The sequence below is a fragment of the Bradyrhizobium iriomotense genome, from assembly GCF_018130765.1.
GTDB classification, from domain to species: Bacteria; Pseudomonadota; Alphaproteobacteria; order Rhizobiales; family Xanthobacteraceae; genus Bradyrhizobium; species Bradyrhizobium iriomotense_A.
This window is the reverse complement of sequence record NZ_JAFCJZ010000022.1, coordinates 50,383-66,821: the sequence shown is the minus strand read 5'-3', so window position 1 is coordinate 66,821 and position 16,439 is coordinate 50,383. Positions and strand designations below refer to the sequence as shown.

Annotated in this window: 23 protein-coding genes; 8 read left to right on the top strand and 15 right to left on the bottom strand. The window is 64.4% G+C overall.

What is annotated here, in order from left to right; genetic code table 11:
* The first annotated feature begins 198 nt into the window (after positions 1-198).
* Positions 199-1,302 (top strand): NAD(P)/FAD-dependent oxidoreductase, encoded by a 1,104-nt coding sequence (locus tag JQ635_RS30415; RefSeq protein ID WP_211413479.1) that lies wholly within the window; start codon positions 199-201, stop codon positions 1,300-1,302.
* 113 nt (positions 1,303-1,415) lie between these two features.
* Here the strand turns inward: JQ635_RS30415 and JQ635_RS30410 are convergent, their stop codons facing one another.
* The gene (locus JQ635_RS30410; RefSeq protein WP_211413478.1) at positions 1,416-1,595 is read right to left on the bottom strand and encodes a YdcH family protein; all 180 of its coding nucleotides are present in this window, start codon (positions 1,593-1,595) and stop codon (positions 1,416-1,418) included.
* A gap of 329 nt (positions 1,596-1,924) precedes the next feature.
* Between JQ635_RS30410 and JQ635_RS30405 the strand changes: the two genes are divergently transcribed.
* The 3 genes from JQ635_RS30405 to JQ635_RS30395 all read left to right on the top strand — a co-directional run bounded on the left by JQ635_RS30405 (position 1,925) and on the right by JQ635_RS30395 (position 2,914).
* The gene (locus tag JQ635_RS30405; protein ID WP_018641547.1) at positions 1,925-2,131 is read left to right on the top strand and encodes a YdcH family protein; all 207 of its coding nucleotides are present in this window, start codon (positions 1,925-1,927) and stop codon (positions 2,129-2,131) included.
* Between the two features lie 168 nt (positions 2,132-2,299).
* Entirely contained in the window at positions 2,300-2,518 is a 219-nt protein-coding gene (locus JQ635_RS30400) for a hypothetical protein (protein ID WP_018641548.1), read from the top strand.
* A gap of 144 nt (positions 2,519-2,662) precedes the next feature.
* Positions 2,663-2,914: a hypothetical protein gene (locus JQ635_RS30395; RefSeq protein WP_018641549.1), complete on the top strand. Its 252-nt coding sequence runs from the start codon at positions 2,663-2,665 to the stop codon at positions 2,912-2,914.
* Between the two features lie 2 nt (positions 2,915-2,916).
* On the opposite strand, the gene JQ635_RS30390 is transcribed toward JQ635_RS30395, so the two are convergent.
* Positions 2,917-3,618, bottom strand: a complete 702-nt coding sequence (locus JQ635_RS30390; protein ID WP_211413477.1) for a GGDEF domain-containing protein — start codon at positions 3,616-3,618, stop codon at positions 2,917-2,919.
* Between the two features lie 142 nt (positions 3,619-3,760).
* Here JQ635_RS30390 and purE point away from each other — a divergent pair, with 142 nt between their 5' ends.
* Together purE and JQ635_RS30380 are read left to right on the top strand one after the other, a co-directional pair.
* Complete coding sequence (purE, locus tag JQ635_RS30385) at positions 3,761-4,249, top strand: 5-(carboxyamino)imidazole ribonucleotide mutase (RefSeq protein WP_211413476.1); 489 nt, start codon at positions 3,761-3,763, stop codon at positions 4,247-4,249.
* Positions 4,246-5,352 (top strand): 5-(carboxyamino)imidazole ribonucleotide synthase, encoded by a 1,107-nt coding sequence (locus tag JQ635_RS30380; protein WP_211413475.1) that lies wholly within the window; start codon positions 4,246-4,248, stop codon positions 5,350-5,352. The genes purE and JQ635_RS30380 overlap by 4 nt, the downstream gene beginning before the upstream one ends.
* 35 nt (positions 5,353-5,387) lie before the next feature.
* Here the strand turns inward: JQ635_RS30380 and aqpZ are convergent, their stop codons facing one another.
* Positions 5,388-6,110, bottom strand: coding sequence for an aquaporin Z (gene aqpZ, locus JQ635_RS30375; RefSeq protein WP_211413474.1), 723 nt, complete (start codon positions 6,108-6,110; stop codon positions 5,388-5,390).
* A 260-nt stretch (positions 6,111-6,370) separates the two neighbouring features.
* Between aqpZ and rpsU the strand changes: the two genes are divergently transcribed.
* Together rpsU and JQ635_RS30365 are read left to right on the top strand one after the other, a co-directional pair.
* Positions 6,371-6,667 carry a 30S ribosomal protein S21 gene (gene rpsU, locus JQ635_RS30370; RefSeq protein WP_027545547.1) on the top strand — a complete coding sequence of 99 codons (297 nt, stop codon included), beginning with the start codon at positions 6,371-6,373 and terminating at the stop codon, positions 6,665-6,667.
* Between the two features lie 126 nt (positions 6,668-6,793).
* The gene (locus tag JQ635_RS30365; protein ID WP_211413473.1) at positions 6,794-7,444 is read left to right on the top strand and encodes a tetratricopeptide repeat protein; all 651 of its coding nucleotides are present in this window, start codon (positions 6,794-6,796) and stop codon (positions 7,442-7,444) included.
* Between the two features lie 43 nt (positions 7,445-7,487).
* Here the strand turns inward: JQ635_RS30365 and JQ635_RS30360 are convergent, their stop codons facing one another.
* From JQ635_RS30360 to JQ635_RS30305, 12 genes are all read right to left on the bottom strand, one after another.
* Positions 7,488-8,399: a hypothetical protein gene (locus JQ635_RS30360; RefSeq protein WP_211413472.1), complete on the bottom strand. Its 912-nt coding sequence runs from the start codon at positions 8,397-8,399 to the stop codon at positions 7,488-7,490.
* Positions 8,400-8,487: 88 nt separating this feature from the next.
* Positions 8,488-8,772: a cupin domain-containing protein gene (locus JQ635_RS30355; protein ID WP_211413471.1), complete on the bottom strand. Its 285-nt coding sequence runs from the start codon at positions 8,770-8,772 to the stop codon at positions 8,488-8,490.
* Between the two features lie 91 nt (positions 8,773-8,863).
* Positions 8,864-9,961, bottom strand: a complete 1,098-nt coding sequence (locus JQ635_RS30350; RefSeq protein WP_211413470.1) for a calcium:proton antiporter — start codon at positions 9,959-9,961, stop codon at positions 8,864-8,866.
* A 49-nt stretch (positions 9,962-10,010) separates the two neighbouring features.
* Positions 10,011-11,489 carry a sodium:proton antiporter gene (locus JQ635_RS30345; protein ID WP_211413469.1) on the bottom strand — a complete coding sequence of 493 codons (1,479 nt, stop codon included), beginning with the start codon at positions 11,487-11,489 and terminating at the stop codon, positions 10,011-10,013.
* Positions 11,443-12,240, bottom strand: a complete 798-nt coding sequence (locus JQ635_RS30340) for an alpha/beta hydrolase (protein WP_211413468.1) — start codon at positions 12,238-12,240, stop codon at positions 11,443-11,445. Before JQ635_RS30340 ends, JQ635_RS30345 begins: the two co-directional genes overlap by 47 nt.
* 22 nt (positions 12,241-12,262) lie before the next feature.
* Positions 12,263-12,433 carry a hypothetical protein gene (locus tag JQ635_RS30335; RefSeq protein WP_211413467.1) on the bottom strand — a complete coding sequence of 57 codons (171 nt, stop codon included), beginning with the start codon at positions 12,431-12,433 and terminating at the stop codon, positions 12,263-12,265.
* Positions 12,434-12,446: 13 nt separating this feature from the next.
* Positions 12,447-13,847, bottom strand: coding sequence for an NAD(P)(+) transhydrogenase (Re/Si-specific) subunit beta (locus JQ635_RS30330; protein ID WP_211413466.1), 1,401 nt, complete (start codon positions 13,845-13,847; stop codon positions 12,447-12,449).
* Positions 13,848-13,886: 39 nt separating this feature from the next.
* On the bottom strand, positions 13,887-14,204 hold the full coding sequence (locus JQ635_RS30325) for a proton-translocating transhydrogenase family protein (RefSeq protein ID WP_014492434.1): 318 nt from the start codon (positions 14,202-14,204) through the stop codon (positions 13,887-13,889).
* Between the two features lie 11 nt (positions 14,205-14,215).
* Positions 14,216-15,343, bottom strand: a complete 1,128-nt coding sequence (locus tag JQ635_RS30320) for a Re/Si-specific NAD(P)(+) transhydrogenase subunit alpha (protein ID WP_211413465.1) — start codon at positions 15,341-15,343, stop codon at positions 14,216-14,218.
* A 138-nt stretch (positions 15,344-15,481) separates the two neighbouring features.
* Positions 15,482-15,634: an aa3-type cytochrome c oxidase subunit IV gene (locus JQ635_RS30315; protein WP_008136857.1), complete on the bottom strand. Its 153-nt coding sequence runs from the start codon at positions 15,632-15,634 to the stop codon at positions 15,482-15,484.
* A gap of 97 nt (positions 15,635-15,731) precedes the next feature.
* The gene (locus tag JQ635_RS30310) at positions 15,732-16,118 is read right to left on the bottom strand and encodes a type II toxin-antitoxin system death-on-curing family toxin (protein WP_211413464.1); all 387 of its coding nucleotides are present in this window, start codon (positions 16,116-16,118) and stop codon (positions 15,732-15,734) included.
* The gene (locus tag JQ635_RS30305) at positions 16,115-16,381 is read right to left on the bottom strand and encodes an AbrB/MazE/SpoVT family DNA-binding domain-containing protein (protein WP_211413463.1); all 267 of its coding nucleotides are present in this window, start codon (positions 16,379-16,381) and stop codon (positions 16,115-16,117) included. The genes JQ635_RS30310 and JQ635_RS30305 overlap by 4 nt, the downstream gene beginning before the upstream one ends.
* Between the last annotated feature and the right edge of the window lie 58 nt (positions 16,382-16,439).

The window sequence follows — 16,439 nt, the reverse complement described above, 5'->3', positions numbered from 1 at the left end:
CACCCGCGATTTCAACGTCGGATTGTCTGGCCTCTCCGGTTTGGATCGGGTAAACGCCTGTACGCGCAACAGAAAAATGTGACGCCAAACACGGCAATTGCCCTGACATGATAAATGCTTCCTTAACGGAAACCGGCCCCGCGGCCTCGTTCCCGGGACCAACGCCACCGGCGCTTCCAGCGGACGTCCTGCACAACCATGGATAAGGTCGACTGCATTGTCATCGGAGCCGGCGTGGTCGGGCTTGCGGTGGCCCGGAAGCTCGCCCAGGCCGGGCGCGAGGTCATCGTGCTCGAGGAGGCCGAGGCCATCGGCACCATCACCTCCTCGCGCAACAGCGAGGTGATCCATGCCGGCATCTACTACCGCGCCGGAAGCTGGATGGCGCGGATGTGCGTCAGTGGCAAGCACGCGCTCTACCGCTACTGCGGCGAGCGCGGCATCCCCCACAAGAATTGCGGCAAGCTGATCGTCGCGACCAACGCGAAGGAAACCGAGAAGCTACAATCGATCAAGGCGCACGCCGAGGCCAACGGCGTGCTCGACATGCAGCTGCTCACGGGCGAGGCCGCACGCGCGCTGGAGCCGGCCCTCGCCTGTGACGCCGCGCTGCTCTCGCCCTCGACCGGCATCATCGACAGCCACGCCTACATGCTCTCGCTGCGCGGCGAGGCCGAGGAAGCCGGCGCGGCCTTCGCGTTTCATACCCCGCTGATCCGCGCCAAGGCGGCGGCCGGCGTGATCGAGGTCGAGGCTGGTGGCGAGGCGCCGATGACGCTGCAATGCAGCCTCCTCGTCAACGCTGCGGGCCTCTCGGCGACGACGGTCGCGCGCAATATCGATGGCATGCCGCTGGACCGGATTCCGCCGGCCTATCTCGCCAAGGGAAACTACTTCAGCTGCAACGCCAAAGCGCCATTCTCGCGCCTGATCTATCCAGTGCCCGAGCCCGGCGGATTAGGGGTGCATCTGACGCTGGACATGGCGGGGCAGGCGCGTTTCGGGCCCGACGTCGAATGGATCGAGACGATCAACTACGAAGTCGATCCGTCACGCGCCGAGCGCTTCTACCCGGCGATCCGCAAATACTGGCCGACGCTGCCCGACGGCGCGTTGATGCCGAGTTATTCAGGCATCCGCCCGAAGATCGTGCCGCCGGCCGTCGCCACGCAGGATTTCTTGATGCAGGGCCCGCGCGACCATGGCGTCGCGGGTCTGATCAACCTGTTCGGAATCGAATCGCCGGGACTGACGTCCTCGCTCGCGATCGCCGATCACGTCGCCGAGCTCGCAGACATCTAGGCCACGCGCAACGATGATTGCGCGGGGTCTCGCACCTTGCAGCAGGGATGAGCGCAAAGGCTCTCATCCCTGCCTGAAAGGGTACGATCAACTCAACACTGTTACGGGGGTTACTAGTGGAGCGTATCGCCTTGCTTCAGACGCTCGATCTGGTCCTTGACCATCAACTTCCGGCGCTTCAACTCAACAATTTGCAGGTCGTCTGTTGAAAGGTGCACGAGAGCATCGTGCAATTCGTTTTCGAGAAGTTTGTGTTTCCGCTCCAATTCAACAAGATGTGCCTGAATTGTCATTCGAAACCTCCTCGGTAGGGGTTAACCTCAGGATTCGATCCGGACGGCGAAGTCTACATCACCGATTCGTTCTGTCGATGGGTATCCGTCGTCGCCGCGTCATTTTTGAAAATTCATATGTAATGAAGCGTGAGTACGGAACCGCGCGGGAAAAATCCATGATATCAATGCGATTGCGCAGCCCCGCCGCGAACCGTCGAAATATCTTGCGAGAGATCGGTGAGCGACGGCCCGAGATCGCTTGCGGTCACGCCGCGCAAGGACGATAATTTCCACAGGGCATCCACAGCCTTAATCTCACGCCTATCGGTTTTTCGGCCACCGCAGACATGACCCATGAAGACGAGCGTGAACTCGAAGCCGAGCTCACCCGGTTGCAGCAGGAACACCGAGATCTCGATGCGGCGATCGATGCACTGCATCAATCGCCCGCCCCCGATCTGTTGCGGCTCCAGCGGTTGAAGAAACGCAAGCTGTTGTTGCGCGACCGCATCGCGTTCATCGAAGACCAGATCACGCCCGACATCATCGCCTGATCGCGTTTAGCGCTGCCGTGACGCCTCCTCGCGTCTGAATCAGCTTGACTCGAAAAGAACAAAATAGGAACATTCCTGCGCCCGACGCCCCCAGGAAACGTCCAAGGGAAACGCCCAAGAAAAACTCCCAAGAAAAACCCCCAAGGAAAACTCACAAGGACAACGCAGATGCCCGCACCCGCCCTCTTGGACAACAGCCATTATGAACAGGCCTGCGATCAGGCGATCGCGATGTGCGACGGCAATCTGCGCAGCACCATCAAGGCGCTGATCATGGCCAACGAGTATCTGGAGGCGGAGCTGGAAGAATTGCAGGCGGCGATTTCCGCCGGCTGCATTCCCGAAACCACGCGCAGCAAGGTGCGGAGCAAGAGCAGCGCCGCCTAAAGCGCGATGAGATTGGGATGAATCGTCATCGCGCTTTAGGTTATTGTTTGAGCATGATCTTTTCGGAAAACCGCTGCGCACTTTGCGCTAACGCGGCCCTTCGGGTCCGGATCATGCTTTGACTTTCAACGTTGGAGCAACGCCATGTCGGATGTGACCTACTACGTTGCAATGCCCTTTTTGATCGATGCCGACGGATCACCCGTCGCAGGCGCGGCGGAGGAGTGTCAGTCCTCGTCGGCAGCACTGCGGCGCGCCGAGATTCTGGCGCGCGGCGCCGGCCATATCGGCGCGGTCGCGTTCAGCCGCAGCGGCGATCCCATGACCGGCGAATTCGGCGACGCAACACTGCTGCGCAAATTCGGCAACGTGCCGGAAGATCTCGCCACACTGTAGGATCAGTTGCTGACGAGCCTGATCCGCGGCTCGTGCCGGCGGCGCGCCTTGCGCACATACATGGCGGCATCGGCCTCTTCCAGGGCGCGGCCTGCATCGGAGTGCGGACCGAGCAAGGCGACACCGGCAGAGGCGCCCGCCGTCACCTGCCGCCCGCGGAAGTCGAAGGACAATTCGTCGATCGCCTGCTCGAAGGTCGCGGCCTTCGCCTTGGCATCGGTCTCGTTGAGATTCCAGAGCAGCAGCGCGAACTCGTCGCCGCCGAGCCGGCCGACCACGTCGGAGGCGCGGACCTGCCGCGTCAGCGTCGCGGCAATCGCCTTGAGCACCTCGTCGCCGGCGGCATGGCCGAAGGAATCGTTGATCGGCTTCAGCCGGTCAACATCGAGCACGATCAGCGCACCGCTGGCGCGATACCGCTTCATGTAGGCAATGGCGCGCGTGAGCTCGCGCTCGAAGCCGCGCCGGTTCGGAATCTCGAGCAGGAAGTCGGTATCGGCAGCGGCCTCGAGTTCCGAGACCCGCAGCAGGGCCGCCTTGAGCTTGCTCCGCAGGCCACGGATGGTCGCCTTGCTGTCATCGGCAGCCGGCGCTCTGCGCGAGGCCGGCCTGGCCGGGCGGTTCGAGACGGCTTTGGATCGGCTGCCGCTGGTTTTCCGGCCCTTTTTGGCCTTCGCAGCGTTCGCCCTTTTTGTTTTCTTCATGGGCATCCTGCTCAATGAAGGCTTGCGGGGATTCACCAAGACAGGATAGTGCATTCCCTTCTCCTTGCCACCGCCTTGCGAGCCGCCGGCCGGAACCGTTAATCTGGCCTATGTTTCTGTTTTCCCGAGCACAATTGACGTCATGACCGCGCCGATCGCCATCATCATGGGAAGCCAGTCGGATTGGGACACGATGCGGCATGCCGCCGAGACGCTCGATGCGCTCGGCGTCGCCGCCGAGACCCGCATCGTTTCGGCCCACCGGACCCCGGACCGGCTGTTTGCCTTCGCCAAGGGCGCCAAGGCGGCGGGTTACAAGGTCATCATCGCCGGCGCCGGCGGCGCTGCGCATCTGCCGGGCATGGCGGCGGCGCTGACGGAACTCCCGGTGTTCGGCGTTCCCGTCGAATCGAAGACGCTCAAGGGTGTCGATTCGCTCTATTCGATCGTGCAGATGCCGGCGGGGATCCCGGTCGGCACCCTCGCCATCGGCAAGGCCGGCGCGATCAACGCAGCGCTGCTTGCAGCCGCCGTGCTGGCATTGTCCGACCCGGCCCTGTCCGGCCGCCTCGCCGCCTGGCGCAAGGCGCAGACCGACGCGGTTGCCGAGCGTCCGGAGGACAAGGCGTGACTGACGCAAAGCAGGTGAAGCTGAAGCCCGGCGACACCATCGGAATCCTCGGCGGCGGACAATTGGGGAGGATGCTGGCGATGGCTGCGGCGCGGCTCGGCCTGCGCTGCCAGGTGTTCTCGCCCGATCCGGACTCCCCGGCCTTCGACGTCGTGCTGAACGCGACCTGCGCGGAATATGCCGACGTCGAAGCGCTGGAGCTGTTCGCGAGCGACGTCGACGTCATCACCTACGAATTCGAGAACGTGCCGGCGGCCGCCGCGATGGTGCTGGACGCGCGCCGCCCGGTGCTGCCCAACCGCAAGATCCTCGAGACCACCCAGGACCGGCTCGCCGAGAAGGATTTTGTGACGAAGCTCGGCATCGGCACTGCAACCTATGCTGACGTCACCTCCGTCACCTCGCTGCGCGAGGCGATCCTGAGGATCGGCCTCCCGGCGGTGCTGAAGACCCGCCGCTTCGGCTATGACGGCAAGGGCCAGGCCATCATCCGCGAGGGCGACGACATCGCCAAGGTGTGGACCAGCCTCGCCACCAAATCGGCGATCCTGGAAGCCTTCATCCCGTACGAGCGCGAGATCTCCGTGATCGCCGCGCGCTCGGCCACGGGCCAGGTCGAGTGCTTCGACGTGACCGAGAACGAGCACCGCGACCACATCCTGAAAGTGTCGCGCGCGCCCGCGCCGATCCCGGACGCGCTCGCGGATGAGGCGCGCAACGTCGCGAGCAAGATCGCGACTGCGCTCGACTATGTCGGCGTGCTGGCGGTGGAGATGTTCGTGCTTGCCAACGGCACCGGACCGAAGGTGCTGGTCAACGAGATCGCCCCGCGCGTGCACAATTCCGGGCACTGGACGCTGGACGGCGCCTCCGTCTCGCAGTTCGAGCAGCACATCCGCGCCATTGCCGGCTGGCCGCTCGGCAAGCCGGTGCGTCACGGCGAGATCGTCACCATGACCAATCTGATCGGCGACGAGATCAACGACTACGACAAGTGGCTGACCGTCCCGGGCGCCACGGTGCACATCTATGGCAAGGGCGTGCCGCGCCCCGGCCGCAAGATGGGCCATGTCACCGAAGTTCGGCCCGCCAGGGACAAGTGAGGGACCGCAGCGGAGGCTGCGATCCCGTTCGCGGATTACGCCGTCTTCGCGCCAGCGACGACGCCTGAGGGCTCCTCGCTGAGCCAGCGATAGATCACCCCGCCGAGCGCACCGCCGATCAGCGGCGCAACCCAGAACAGCCAGAGCTGCGCCAGCGCCCAGCCGCCGACGAACAGCGCGGGGCCGGTGCTGCGCGCAGGGTTCACCGACGTGTTGGTGACGGGAATGCTGACGAGATGGATCATCACCAGCGCGAGCCCGATCGCGAGCGGTGCGAAACCCGCGGGCGCGCGGCCGTGGGTCGCGCCCATGATGATGAACAGGAACATCATGGTCATCACCACCTCGGTGATGAAGCACACGATCATGCTGTATTGGCCGGGCGAATGAGCATCGTAACCGTTGGACGCGAAGCCCTTGGTGACGTCGAAGCCGGGGGCGCCGCTGGCGATAACGTAGAGCAGCGCAGCCGCAACAATCGCACCGACGACCTGCGCGACGATATAGGGCAGGATCTGTCCGGTTGGGAATCGGCCACCCGCAGCAAGGCCGACCGTGACCGCCGGATTGAGATGGCAGCCCGAGATGTGGCCGATCGCGTAGGCCATCGTGACGACGCTCAGGCCGAAAGCCAGGGACACGCCGACCAGACCGATTCCGACCTGCGGGAAGCCGGCCGCGATCACCGCGCTGCCACAACCTGCGAATGTGAGCCAGAAGGTGCCGATGGCCTCGGCAGCATATTTTTTCATATCCATTGTCGTCCCCTCATTTCAAAGTTTCCGGAACAAGCTCCGGTCGCGGCCCCGCCAAAGGCGCCAAACCACCCAAATCGGGGCCACACAGGGGCATTTTCGCCTCATTTAATGGCTGAACTTGGCCCGAAAACCCGCTTGGCCGGTGGACATCTGGGGTTTTGTCTGATACATCCGCGCGCTCAAGGTTAAGGGCGTCGGGCTTTTTGCCATCCCCTTTGACCTACCAGAATTCAAATCCGATCCACTGAAGAGGATGCCGCGTGCAGGTTCTCGTTCGCGATAACAATGTCGATCAAGCCCTCAAGGCGCTGAAGAAGAAGATGCAGCGCGAGGGAATTTTCCGCGAGATGAAGCTCCGCGGTCACTACGAAAAGCCCTCCGAGAAGAAGGCCCGCGAAAAGGCCGAGGCCGTGCGCCGCGCGCGCAAGCTGGCCCGCAAGAAGCTGCAGCGCGAAGGCCTGCTGCCGATGAAGCCGAAGCCGGTGTTCGGCGCCGGCCCCGGTGGCGAGCGTGGTGGTCGTGGCGGCCCGGGTGCAGGTCCGCGCGGACCGCGCTGATCCTTCCGGATTTACCAGACTTCAGTTTTCGATGACGCGGGCCCAGAGCCCGCGTTATTATTTTGTAGCGGTGCCTTTCTGGGACGGGGCACTTACCGATGCGGCACGAGCGCGAGCGAACCGTAGATGGCCTCCCCTATCCCCGAGCGCCGCTTGGCGCGACGACGCCTGATCTGGCGCCAGCCGCTCACGCTGACTTTGATGGGAATTGCGCTGTGCGGCTGCTCCTTCGACCTGGGATCCTTGATGCCGGAGAAGGAGAAGCCGCAGGAGGCGCCCAAGACCGTGGCAGCCCCAGAGAGCGCGGTCAGCGCCGGCAGCGTCACCGAAGCCCAGGCCCACACGGCAAAGGCGCAGTCCCTCGCCAAGTCAGGCGAGACCGCGGCCGCGCTCGACGAGTTCAATCGCGCCGTCGGGCTCGATCCCTACAATGCGCAGGCGCTCTATGGCCGCGCGCTGATCTACCAGGGCAACAACCAGCACGATTTCGCCGTCGCCGATTTCAGCGCGGCGAACGGGCTCAACCCGCAAAAGGCCGAGCCGCTGCTCGGCCGCGCCATCAGCTATCTCGCCCTCGGCAAGGTCAAGGAAGCCGCGGCCGACCTGGATGAAGCCTCCGAGGCCGATCCGCACAATGCCCAGGTCTGGACCGCGCGCGGACAGGCCTATGAGCGGCTCGGCGACCGGGCCAAGGCGGCGGCGTCCTACAACAAGGCGGTTGCCCTGCGTCCACGCGACGATGCCGCCCGCAGCGGCCTCGCCCGCGTCGGCGGCTGACAAGCGGTTATACTTCGCTCGAAAACGCTCTGAGCCACCCGCCTTAATCGGGGGTGGAGCTCTTCGGCAGGACGGAGTGGAACATCGACTTCATGCCCGACAGCATCTCGTCCGCGACGTTGGTCTTCTTCGGCCGGGGCATGGTCGCGCCGGCATCGGCACGCAGGTCGAGCGGCGGCGCGATCACCGGCACCGGAATGTCCGCCGGCGGCGTGATCCGATTCGGGTCGTCGTTGCCGACCGAGGCCGTATAGGACGGCTGCGAACCGGCATTGCCATACGACTCGGGGGAGGGCGTGGACACCGTGATCGGCGGCGGCAGCGGACGGACCGCGGACGGCTCCGTCGTAACGACACGCGGGGCCTCGGGGACGCGGGTGGCTTCGCGCACCGCGGGCTCGGGGGTCCGCTCGGCCGGCCTGGTCTCGGCGGCTTTGGCTTCGGCAGCCTTTTCAGCAGCCTTGCCCTCAGGCGACTTGCGGAGACGCTCGATGGCGGCGCGCGCCAGATCGTTGGCGTCGGGGATCGCAGCTGGGGACGCGGCGGCCGGCGCGGAACTGGCCTCCACCACCGGGGCGGTGGCTGCCGGGGTCGACTTCGCGGCTGCCTTCTCGCGCGCCGCGGGGCGGCCGTGCGAGGCGGTGTCGGCGGGAGCTGTGTCCGCAGCCTTGGTCTCAGGCTTGTCGGCAGGCTTCTCGGCCGCAGCCTTGTCCGTCACACTCTTCTCGGAGACGCTCTTCTCGGAAACGCCCTTGGCCTTGACGCCGGGCGCGGGAAGGTTGGCGGTGTCCGTCGGCTTGGCGTCCTTGCCGGCCTCGGCAGGCGCTACCACGGCCGCAGGGGTGTCGGCCGCCGGCTTGGCGTTGATGTAGTGGTTAACGATGTACGCCCCGATGATCGTCGCGAGCACCGAGGGGAAGATATCCATCGAGATTTTAGCGAGGTATTTCAGCATTTCTCGGCCACTCCCCGCGCGACCAGATGCGGGAACTTTGGGGCATTGTAAGGGATCAACTGCGACGGATCGATGGCAAAGGGCAACCCTACGCCTTCAGCTCGATCTCAAGGAACACGATCTCAGTTGAGGTTTCGTTAAGTACGTCGTGCTGGACGCCAGCCTTGCGGAAGTAGGATTTTCCGGCCGCAAGCTGCGCCTTGGACCGCTCGCCATTGGGCGCCACGATGGTCATTTCGCCGGCGACGACGGGAACAATCACATAGTCCATCCCATGGGTGTGGTGCCCGGTCGCGCTGCCCGGGGCGAGCCGCCATTCGGTCACCCGGACCTGCTCGTTGTCGATCTGAACTTCGGACTTGGCGGCAAGCATCGGAACTCTCCTCACAGCATGATCCGGAAAAGTGTGGAGCGGTTTCCCGGAAAGATCATGCCCATACAATAGCCTGAAGCGCGACGGCGCTTCAGGGCACGAAAACCATGAACACGTAGACGGCAAATACCACCATATGGACCAGGCCGAACAGGACATTGGTCCTGCCTGTGCCGAAGGTCAGCATGCTCAGGAAGAAGGTCAGGAGCAAAAGGACGCTGCCCTGGGCGCTGAGGCCGAGCTCGAGCTCCTTGTCGAGCGCATAGGTGGCGACCCCGACGGCCGGGATTGTCAGCCCGATGGTCGCCAGCGACGAGCCGAGCGCAAGGTTGATGCTCTTCTGGAGGTCGTTCTTGCGCGCCGCCGACACGGCCGCGACGCCTTCCGGCATCAGGATCAGGAGCGCGACCAGAAGTCCGGCAAAGGCGGGCGGCGCGCCGATCCTGACCGCGACGGCATCGACCACCAGCGAGAACTTCTTGGCCAGCAGCACGACCGCCAGCAGTGCAACAAGCAGCAGCACGACGCTGACCATGAACATCCTGCCCGACAGATGCGCCTCCCCGCCCCCGCCGCCCGCCCGCTCATGGACGAAGTAATCCTTGTGCAGGACGGTCTGGGTGTAGAGGAACACCGCGTAAAGCGCGAGCGTGACCACATCGACGAAGCCGAGCTGAACGGACGAATAGACCGGTCCCGGCGTGGTGGTCGTGTAGTTCGGCATGATCAGCGTGATGGTCGCGAGCGCGAACAGGACGCTGAGATAGACGTTGGCGCCTGAGAGCTGAAAGCCCTGCTCGCGATAGCGCAGGCCGCCGATGAAAATGCAGAGCCCGACGAGGCCGTTGCAGACGATCATGACCACCGCGAACACCGTGTCGCGCGCAAGTTCCGGCGCCGGCTTTTCGCCCAGCATGATCGTGGTGATCAGCGCCACCTCGATGATGGTCACCGAGAGCGTCAGCACCAGCGTGCCATAGGGTTCGCCGACCCGTTCGGCGATCACTTCGGCATGATGAACGGCGGCGAACACCGTGCCGAACAGGATGACCAGAAGGATGATCGCGAAGACGAGACCGGCCAGCGACAGCGTGAAGACGTAATCCGTCACGCTGACGGCCGCGAACAACAGCACGGCCAGCGCCGGGAAGATCCAGGCCGACCGGGGCATCGGACTATGCGCGCTCATCCACCAGCTCCAGTTGTGAAGCCGAGCAGTAGCAAATCGGCCGGCAGATTCAATGCCAGTGCAGGATCGGCGCGACCGGCAGGTAGGTCAGCAGCAGGAACAGCGGGATCAGCACCGCGCCTGCGCGCAAGAGATAGCCGAAGAAGCTCGGCATCTCGATGCCGTTCTCGCTAGCGATACTGCTCACCATGAAGTTCGGCGCATTGCCGATATAGGTGAGCGCGCCCATGTAGACCGCGCCCATGGAGATGGAGGCGAGCGTGCCCGACATGGCATGCATCAGCACTTGCGGGTCCCCGCCGGCCAGTTCGAAGAACAACAGATAGGTCGGCGCATTGTCGAGAAATGCCGACATCAGGCCGGTGCACCAGAAATAGGCTGCCTCGCGCGGCGTGCCGTCCGGCGCCGTCACGGCCGACAGCAGCCAGGCGAAGGCGCCGTGATGGCCGGCATTGAGCATGGCAATGACCGGAATGATGGCGACGAAGATGCCCGCGAACAGCTTTGCGACCTCGCGGATCGGCTCCCAGGTGAAGCCGTTGGCCTGCCTGTGCTCGTCCGGCGTCAGCCACACCGACAGCGCCGCGATCGCCAGCAGCGCCACGTTGCGGGCGAGGTCTTCCAGCTCCAGCTTCGTTCCGAGAATATCGAAGGCGATGCCGGGCTTCCACATCGCCGAGGCCAGCAGACTGGCGACGATGGCTGCAATCAGCACCAGGTTGACGAGGCCGCGGATCCGCACCGGCTTCCCAGGACCCGCGCCGCCGAGAGGCGGCTCGCTCCTGAAACGCCAGACGTCGACGGCGACGAAGATGACGAGCAGCAGCCCGGCAACGAGCATCGTCTGCAGCCAGATGTTCCGCGTGGTCCAGAAGAAGTCGACGCCGTGCAGGAAGCCGACGAACAGCGGGGGATCGCCGAGCGGGCTCAGCGCGCCGCCGACATTGGCGACCAGGATAATGAAGAAGATGACGACATGGGCATTGTGGCGCCGCGGTCGGTTGGCGCGGATCAGGGGGCGGATCAGGATCATCGCCGCCCCGGTGGTGCCGACGACGCTCGCCATCAGCGTGCCGAGCGCGAGGATACCGGTATTCGCCGCCGGCGTCCCCTTGATGTCGCCCGTGACGAGGATGCCGCCGGCCACGACATAGAGCGAGAACAGCAGCACGATGAAGCCGAGATATTCGGCGAGCATGGCGTGGACCAGCGCCGCCAGCGTCGCCATGCCCCCTGCGAACAACACGAGCGAGCCGAGCGCCAGCAGCGACCACGCCGCGGCGATCTTGCCGTAGTGATGGTGCCAGAATTTTGCGAACAGCAGCGGCCCGAGCGCAATCGAGAACAACAGGCCGGCAAAGGGCAGCGCATACGGCCAGCGCATCGCCGCGCCATCGATCCCCGCCGCCGCCCATGCGGGCTGCGGCAACAGTGACAGTGGCGCGGCGACGACCACGCAGCCCCGCCAGGTCGCAAACCGTCTAGGAAGCAATGAAGCGCCTCGCTGTCCCGATCGCGCCGAACGCATCGAGATTCTCGTGTCCGCCGCCCGCAAAGCGAACGAACTGCTTCGGTTCATGCGCGAGCGCGAACAGACGCTCTCCGAACACGATCGAAATGGCAAGGTCATTGGTGCCATGCATCACCAAGAGCGGCACCGTGACGCGCGCAATCCGCTGGTCGGAGCGAAACTGATCGCGCATCAGGAGGCGGACCGGAACGAAGCGGAACGCAGCGGCAGCGACATCGACCGTCGAGGTGTACGGTGCCTCCAGGATCAACTTGCCGACGGGATGCTCGGAGGCGATGGCGACCGCAACGCCGGTCCCGAGCGAAAAGCCCCAGGCGACGATTCGTTCCGCGGCATAGCGCGCCGTCGTGAAGGCGTAGGCGGAAGCGGCATCGCGCAGCAGCCCCTCCTCGCTCGGCGCGCCGCTCGAGCCGGCATAGCCGCGATAGGACAGAGCCACGAGACCGGTCCCATCCGCGGTCATCTCCTTGAAGCGGCTGACGCCGCCGGCAAGAAAATCGCCGTTGCCCGGGAAATAGAGGATGACCGGACGGCCGGGCTTGGCCGGCACGTGCCAGAGGATGACCTTCTCGTCATCCGACGTGGTCAGGACATGCTCTTCCGCCTCGGGCAGACCTGCGGCACCCGGCGCAGTGCGGCCGACGGGCGGGATCGGAAACAGCATCTCGCGCTGCCTCACGTACAGCACGACGAGACCGGCGAAATAGACGGTCACGAGCAGGATGGCGATCCACTTGACGATGGTCATGACGAGGCGGCTGGTCTCCGCCTCAAGGCTTGCGCCTGCTCCGCAGCAATTTCATGACGTCGGGCTGGATGCTGGCAGGAACGTCGCGGCAGCCGCACGCCACCTTGTGAGCGGCGTGCCAGGCGATGCGCTGCTCGCGCGTCGCCTTGGGCGGCATGGGATGGGACCGGTGCCAATCCTTGTTGATGGCCACGGTCCCTCCCGCGTTACATCGCCTTGACGATGTTCTCGGTGACCTTCTTGGCGTCGCCGAGCAGCATCATGGTGTTGTCCCGGTAGAACAGCGGATTGTCGATGCCGGCATAGCCCGAAGCCAGCGAGCGCTTGATGAACATCACGGTACCGGCCTTCCAGACCTGGAGCACCGGCATGCCGTAGATCGGCGAGGTCTTGTCCTCTTCGGCGGCCGGGTTGGTGACGTCGTTGGCGCCGATCACGAAGGCGATGTCGGCCTGCGCGAATTCGGAGTTGATGTCCTCGAGCTCGAACACCTCGTCATAGGGCACGTTGGCTTCGGCGAGCAGCACGTTCATGTGGCCGGGCATGCGGCCCGCGACGGGGTGAATAGCGTACTTCACCTCGACGCCTTCCTTCTTCAGGATGTCGGCCATCTCGCGCAGCGCGTGCTGGGCCTGTGCCACCGCCATGCCGTAGCCGGGCACGATGATGACCTTGGAGGCGTTCTTCATGATGAAGGCGGCATCGTCGGCCGAGCCGAGCTTGGCGGGCTTCTGTTCGCCCGAGCCACCACCGCCGGCTGCGGCGGTCTCGCCGCCGAAGCCGCCGAGGATGACCGAGATGAAGGACCGGTTCATCGCGTGGCACATGATGTAGGACAGGATCGCACCCGACGAGCCGACCAGCGCGCCGGTGATGATCAGCGCGGAATTGCCGAGCGTGAAGCCGATGCCGGCCGCAGCCCAGCCCGAGTAGGAGTTCAGCATCGAGATCACGACCGGCATGTCGGCGCCGCCGATCGGGATGATCATGAGCACGCCGAGCAGAAGCGCCAGGATGACGTTCAGCCAGAAGAACACGGCGCTGCCGGTGACGACGAGGCCGACGATGCAGGCGACCAGCGCCACCGCGAGCACGACGTTGATCACATGGCGGGCCGGCAGGATGATCGGAGCGCCGCTCATCCGCGCCGACAGCTTGAGGAATGCGATCACCGAGCCGGTGAAGGTCAGCGCGCCGATGGCGACGCCGAGCGACATTTCGACCAGGCTCTGGGTGTGAATATTGCCGGGCGTACCGATGTCGAAAGCCTCGGGCGCGTAGAATGCGCCAGCGGCGACCAGCACCGCGGCCATGCCGACCAGCGAGTGGAAGGCGGCGACCAGCTCCGGCATCGACGTCATCGGCACGCGGCGGGCGATCACCGCGCCGATCGCAGCGCCGATCGCGATGCCGACGATCACCAGCACCCAGGCGAGGCCGTCCGCCGGCGGATGGTTGGCAAGCGTGGTGGCGACCGCGATCGCCATGCCGATCATGCCGAACAGATTGCCCTGGCGCGACGAAGCCGGGCTCGACAACCCGCGCAGCGACAGGATGAACAGCACTCCCGCCACGAGATACAGAAATGCAGAGAGGTTGGCGCTCATCTCAGGTCCCCATTGATCCCATCAGCCCGAGGTGGCCGCTTACTTCGACTTCTTCTTGTACATCGCCAGCATGCGCTGGGTGACAAGGAAGCCGCCGAAGATGTTGATGCAGGCAAAGATCAGCGCAACGAAGCCGAAGGCGCGCGCCCAGCCCGAGCCGCTCGAAACATTGGCGACGCCGCCGGCAAGCAGCGCGCCGACCACGATCACCGAGGAGATCGCGTTGGTCACGCTCATCAGCGGCGTGTGCAGCGCCGGCGTCACCGACCACACCACGAAATAGCCGACGAAGACGGCGAGTACGAAGATCGACAGCCGGAAGATGAAGGGGTCGACGACCTGTGCAGCATGCTCCATGACGGATCTCCTTACGCCTTCGGCTGGAAGTTCGGGTGGACGACGGCGCCGTCCTTGGTCAGCGCCGTGGCCTTGACCAGCTCGTCGTCCCAATTCACGGCGAGCTTCTTCTCCTTCTTGTCGACCATGGTCTCGATGAAGGAGAACAGATTGCGCGCATAGAGGCTGGAAGCCGAGGCCGCGACGCGGCCGGCGACGTTGGTGTAGCCGACGATCTTGATGCCATCGAGGTCGACGACCTCGCCGGCCTTGGCGCCTTCGACATTGCCGCCGCGCTCGACCGCGAGATCGACCAGCACCGAGCCCGGCTTCATCGACCTGACCATTTCAGCGCTGACGAGCTTCGGCGCCGGCCGGCCCGGGATCAACGCCGTGGTGATCACGATGTCCTGCTTCTTGATGTGCTCGGCGGTGAGCGCGGCCTGCTTGGCCTGGTATTCTTTGGACATTTCCTTGGCGTAGCCGCCGGCGGTCTGCGCGTTCTTGAACTCCTCGTCCTCGACGGCGAGGAACTTTGCGCCGAGCGACTCGACCTGTTCCTTCGTCGCGGGCCGGACGTCGGTCGCGGTGACGACGGCGCCGAGGCGGCGCGCGGTCGCGATCGCCTGGAGGCCGGCGACGCCGACGCCCATCACGAACACCTTGGCGGCAGGCACGGTGCCGGCTGCGGTCATCATCATCGGAAAGGCGCGGCCGAACGCCTCGGCGCCCTCGATCACGGCGCGGTAGCCGGCGAGGTTGGCCTGCGAGGACAGCACGTCCATCACCTGCGCCCGGGTGATGCGCGGCATCAGTTCCATCGCGAAGGCGGAGACGCCGGCATCGGCCATCGTCTTCAGCGCGGCCTCGTTGCCGTAAGGGTCCATGATGGCGATGACGAGCGCGCCGCGCTTGTATTGCGCAAGCTCGGAGGCCTCGGGGCGCTTCACCTTGATGATGATGTCGGCGTCCTTGAGCGCATCGGCGCTGACGGTGGCACCCACGGCGGTGAATTCGGAATCCGGCAGACCCGACTTGAGGCCGGCACCCGGCTCGACGGCAATCTCGGCGCCCAGCGCCTTGAACTTCTTCACCGTATCAGGCGAAGCGGCGACACGCGGCTCCGACGGATCGATTTCCTTGGCAACGGCGATCTTCATAGGCCCTCCGGCGACGCGGGAAAAAGCGCGCACGCGAACTTAGCGTCACTCCCGCAACGTTGGATACCGGTTTTGGCACCGGTTTGAATGCAAATTTTATGAGCACCGACGACGCTGGCGGTGCAACAAGGCGATGGATCAGGTGAGGAAGATCGCCATCAGGATCACGATGAGCGCGACCGAGGCCGTGCCGTATTTCACCAGCTTGATGAAGCCCTCATAGGTCTGCTCGTGGGCAACGTAGTCGTTGCCGTCGGCAGTGGTGTACGCCACTTCGCTATGGTCAGCCATGGATTGTCCCCAGTCGAAAGTCGAATTCTCGGGCTGGGATACCTGAAAGATTTAGACAGGGCAACGGCACTCGGCAGCGGTTTTCCGCCAAATCAGGTCATTTGGAATCCCAATTGTCGCGGATCCAGCGCGTCAGGCCCTCCTCGCTGACTTCGCCGGCGGCAAGGGAGAGGATGATGGCTGCCGCCTCTGCCTCGGGCACAACGAAGTCGACGCCGTTGACACCAAGGAAAGTGTACAGCGCCAGCAGAGACGTGCGTTTGTTGCCGTCGACGAAGGGATGGTTGCGCGCAATACCGAAGGCGTACGCTGCCGCCAATTCAGGAAGATCGGCGTTCTCGTAAGACCATTTGTTTCTGGGCCGATCGAGCGCGGATTCGAGCATGCCTTCGTCCCGAAGGCCGCTTGCACCACCATGAATCGCCAGCTGTTCGTCGTGGATCGCAATGATGATCCGGCGCGTCAGCCAGAACGGCTCGCTCATTTGGCAAGCTCGGCGAGGGCGTTGTGATAACGCTTCATTCCTCGCCGTGCGATTTCCATCGCTTTTTCGAAGTCGGGATCATGCGGCGTCAACAAGACGCCACCGTCCGCTTGCTCGACCGGAAACAGCTTGTCGCCCTCTTTGAGATTCAGGCGAGCTGCGAGCTCCTTCGGCAGGATAACGCCGATGGAATTGCCGATCTTGCGCACCTGAAGCACGGTGGAGTCGCTCTTCAGGTCCTTGGGGTCCGCATTCTCGTTCATGGCCGCACCTCGTTATACATCTGTATAACATCCAGCGCACGGACGTTCAACAAATGTT

What these genes read in the sequence shown, in the direction of transcription:
- JQ635_RS30415 (WP_211413479.1), top strand. Translation starts at nt 199, where the DNA reads ATGGATAAGGTCGACTGCATTGTCATCGGAGCCGGCGTGGTCGGGCTT.
- JQ635_RS30410 (WP_211413478.1), bottom strand. Translation starts at nt 1,595, where the DNA reads ATGACAATTCAGGCACATCTTGTTGAATTGGAGCGGAAACACAAACTT.
- JQ635_RS30405 (WP_018641547.1), top strand. Translation starts at nt 1,925, where the DNA reads ATGACCCATGAAGACGAGCGTGAACTCGAAGCCGAGCTCACCCGGTTG.
- JQ635_RS30400 (WP_018641548.1), top strand. Translation starts at nt 2,300, where the DNA reads ATGCCCGCACCCGCCCTCTTGGACAACAGCCATTATGAACAGGCCTGC.
- JQ635_RS30395 (WP_018641549.1), top strand. Translation starts at nt 2,663, where the DNA reads ATGTCGGATGTGACCTACTACGTTGCAATGCCCTTTTTGATCGATGCC.
- JQ635_RS30390 (WP_211413477.1), bottom strand. Translation starts at nt 3,618, where the DNA reads ATGAAGAAAACAAAAAGGGCGAACGCTGCGAAGGCCAAAAAGGGCCGG.
- purE (WP_211413476.1), top strand. Translation starts at nt 3,761, where the DNA reads ATGACCGCGCCGATCGCCATCATCATGGGAAGCCAGTCGGATTGGGAC.
- aqpZ (WP_211413474.1), bottom strand. Translation starts at nt 6,110, where the DNA reads ATGGATATGAAAAAATATGCTGCCGAGGCCATCGGCACCTTCTGGCTC.
- JQ635_RS30365 (WP_211413473.1), top strand. Translation starts at nt 6,794, where the DNA reads ATGGCCTCCCCTATCCCCGAGCGCCGCTTGGCGCGACGACGCCTGATC.
- JQ635_RS30360 (WP_211413472.1), bottom strand. Translation starts at nt 8,399, where the DNA reads ATGCTGAAATACCTCGCTAAAATCTCGATGGATATCTTCCCCTCGGTG.
- JQ635_RS30355 (WP_211413471.1), bottom strand. Translation starts at nt 8,772, where the DNA reads ATGCTTGCCGCCAAGTCCGAAGTTCAGATCGACAACGAGCAGGTCCGG.
- JQ635_RS30350 (WP_211413470.1), bottom strand. Translation starts at nt 9,961, where the DNA reads ATGAGCGCGCATAGTCCGATGCCCCGGTCGGCCTGGATCTTCCCGGCG.
- JQ635_RS30345 (WP_211413469.1), bottom strand. Translation starts at nt 11,489, where the DNA reads ATGCGTTCGGCGCGATCGGGACAGCGAGGCGCTTCATTGCTTCCTAGA.
- JQ635_RS30340 (WP_211413468.1), bottom strand. Translation starts at nt 12,240, where the DNA reads ATGACCATCGTCAAGTGGATCGCCATCCTGCTCGTGACCGTCTATTTC.
- JQ635_RS30330 (WP_211413466.1), bottom strand. Translation starts at nt 13,847, where the DNA reads ATGAGCGCCAACCTCTCTGCATTTCTGTATCTCGTGGCGGGAGTGCTG.
- JQ635_RS30325 (WP_014492434.1), bottom strand. Translation starts at nt 14,204, where the DNA reads ATGGAGCATGCTGCACAGGTCGTCGACCCCTTCATCTTCCGGCTGTCG.
- JQ635_RS30320 (WP_211413465.1), bottom strand. Translation starts at nt 15,343, where the DNA reads ATGAAGATCGCCGTTGCCAAGGAAATCGATCCGTCGGAGCCGCGTGTC.
- JQ635_RS30315 (WP_008136857.1), bottom strand. Translation starts at nt 15,634, where the DNA reads ATGGCTGACCATAGCGAAGTGGCGTACACCACTGCCGACGGCAACGAC.
- JQ635_RS30310 (WP_211413464.1), bottom strand. Translation starts at nt 16,118, where the DNA reads ATGAGCGAGCCGTTCTGGCTGACGCGCCGGATCATCATTGCGATCCAC.
- JQ635_RS30305 (WP_211413463.1), bottom strand. Translation starts at nt 16,381, where the DNA reads ATGAACGAGAATGCGGACCCCAAGGACCTGAAGAGCGACTCCACCGTG.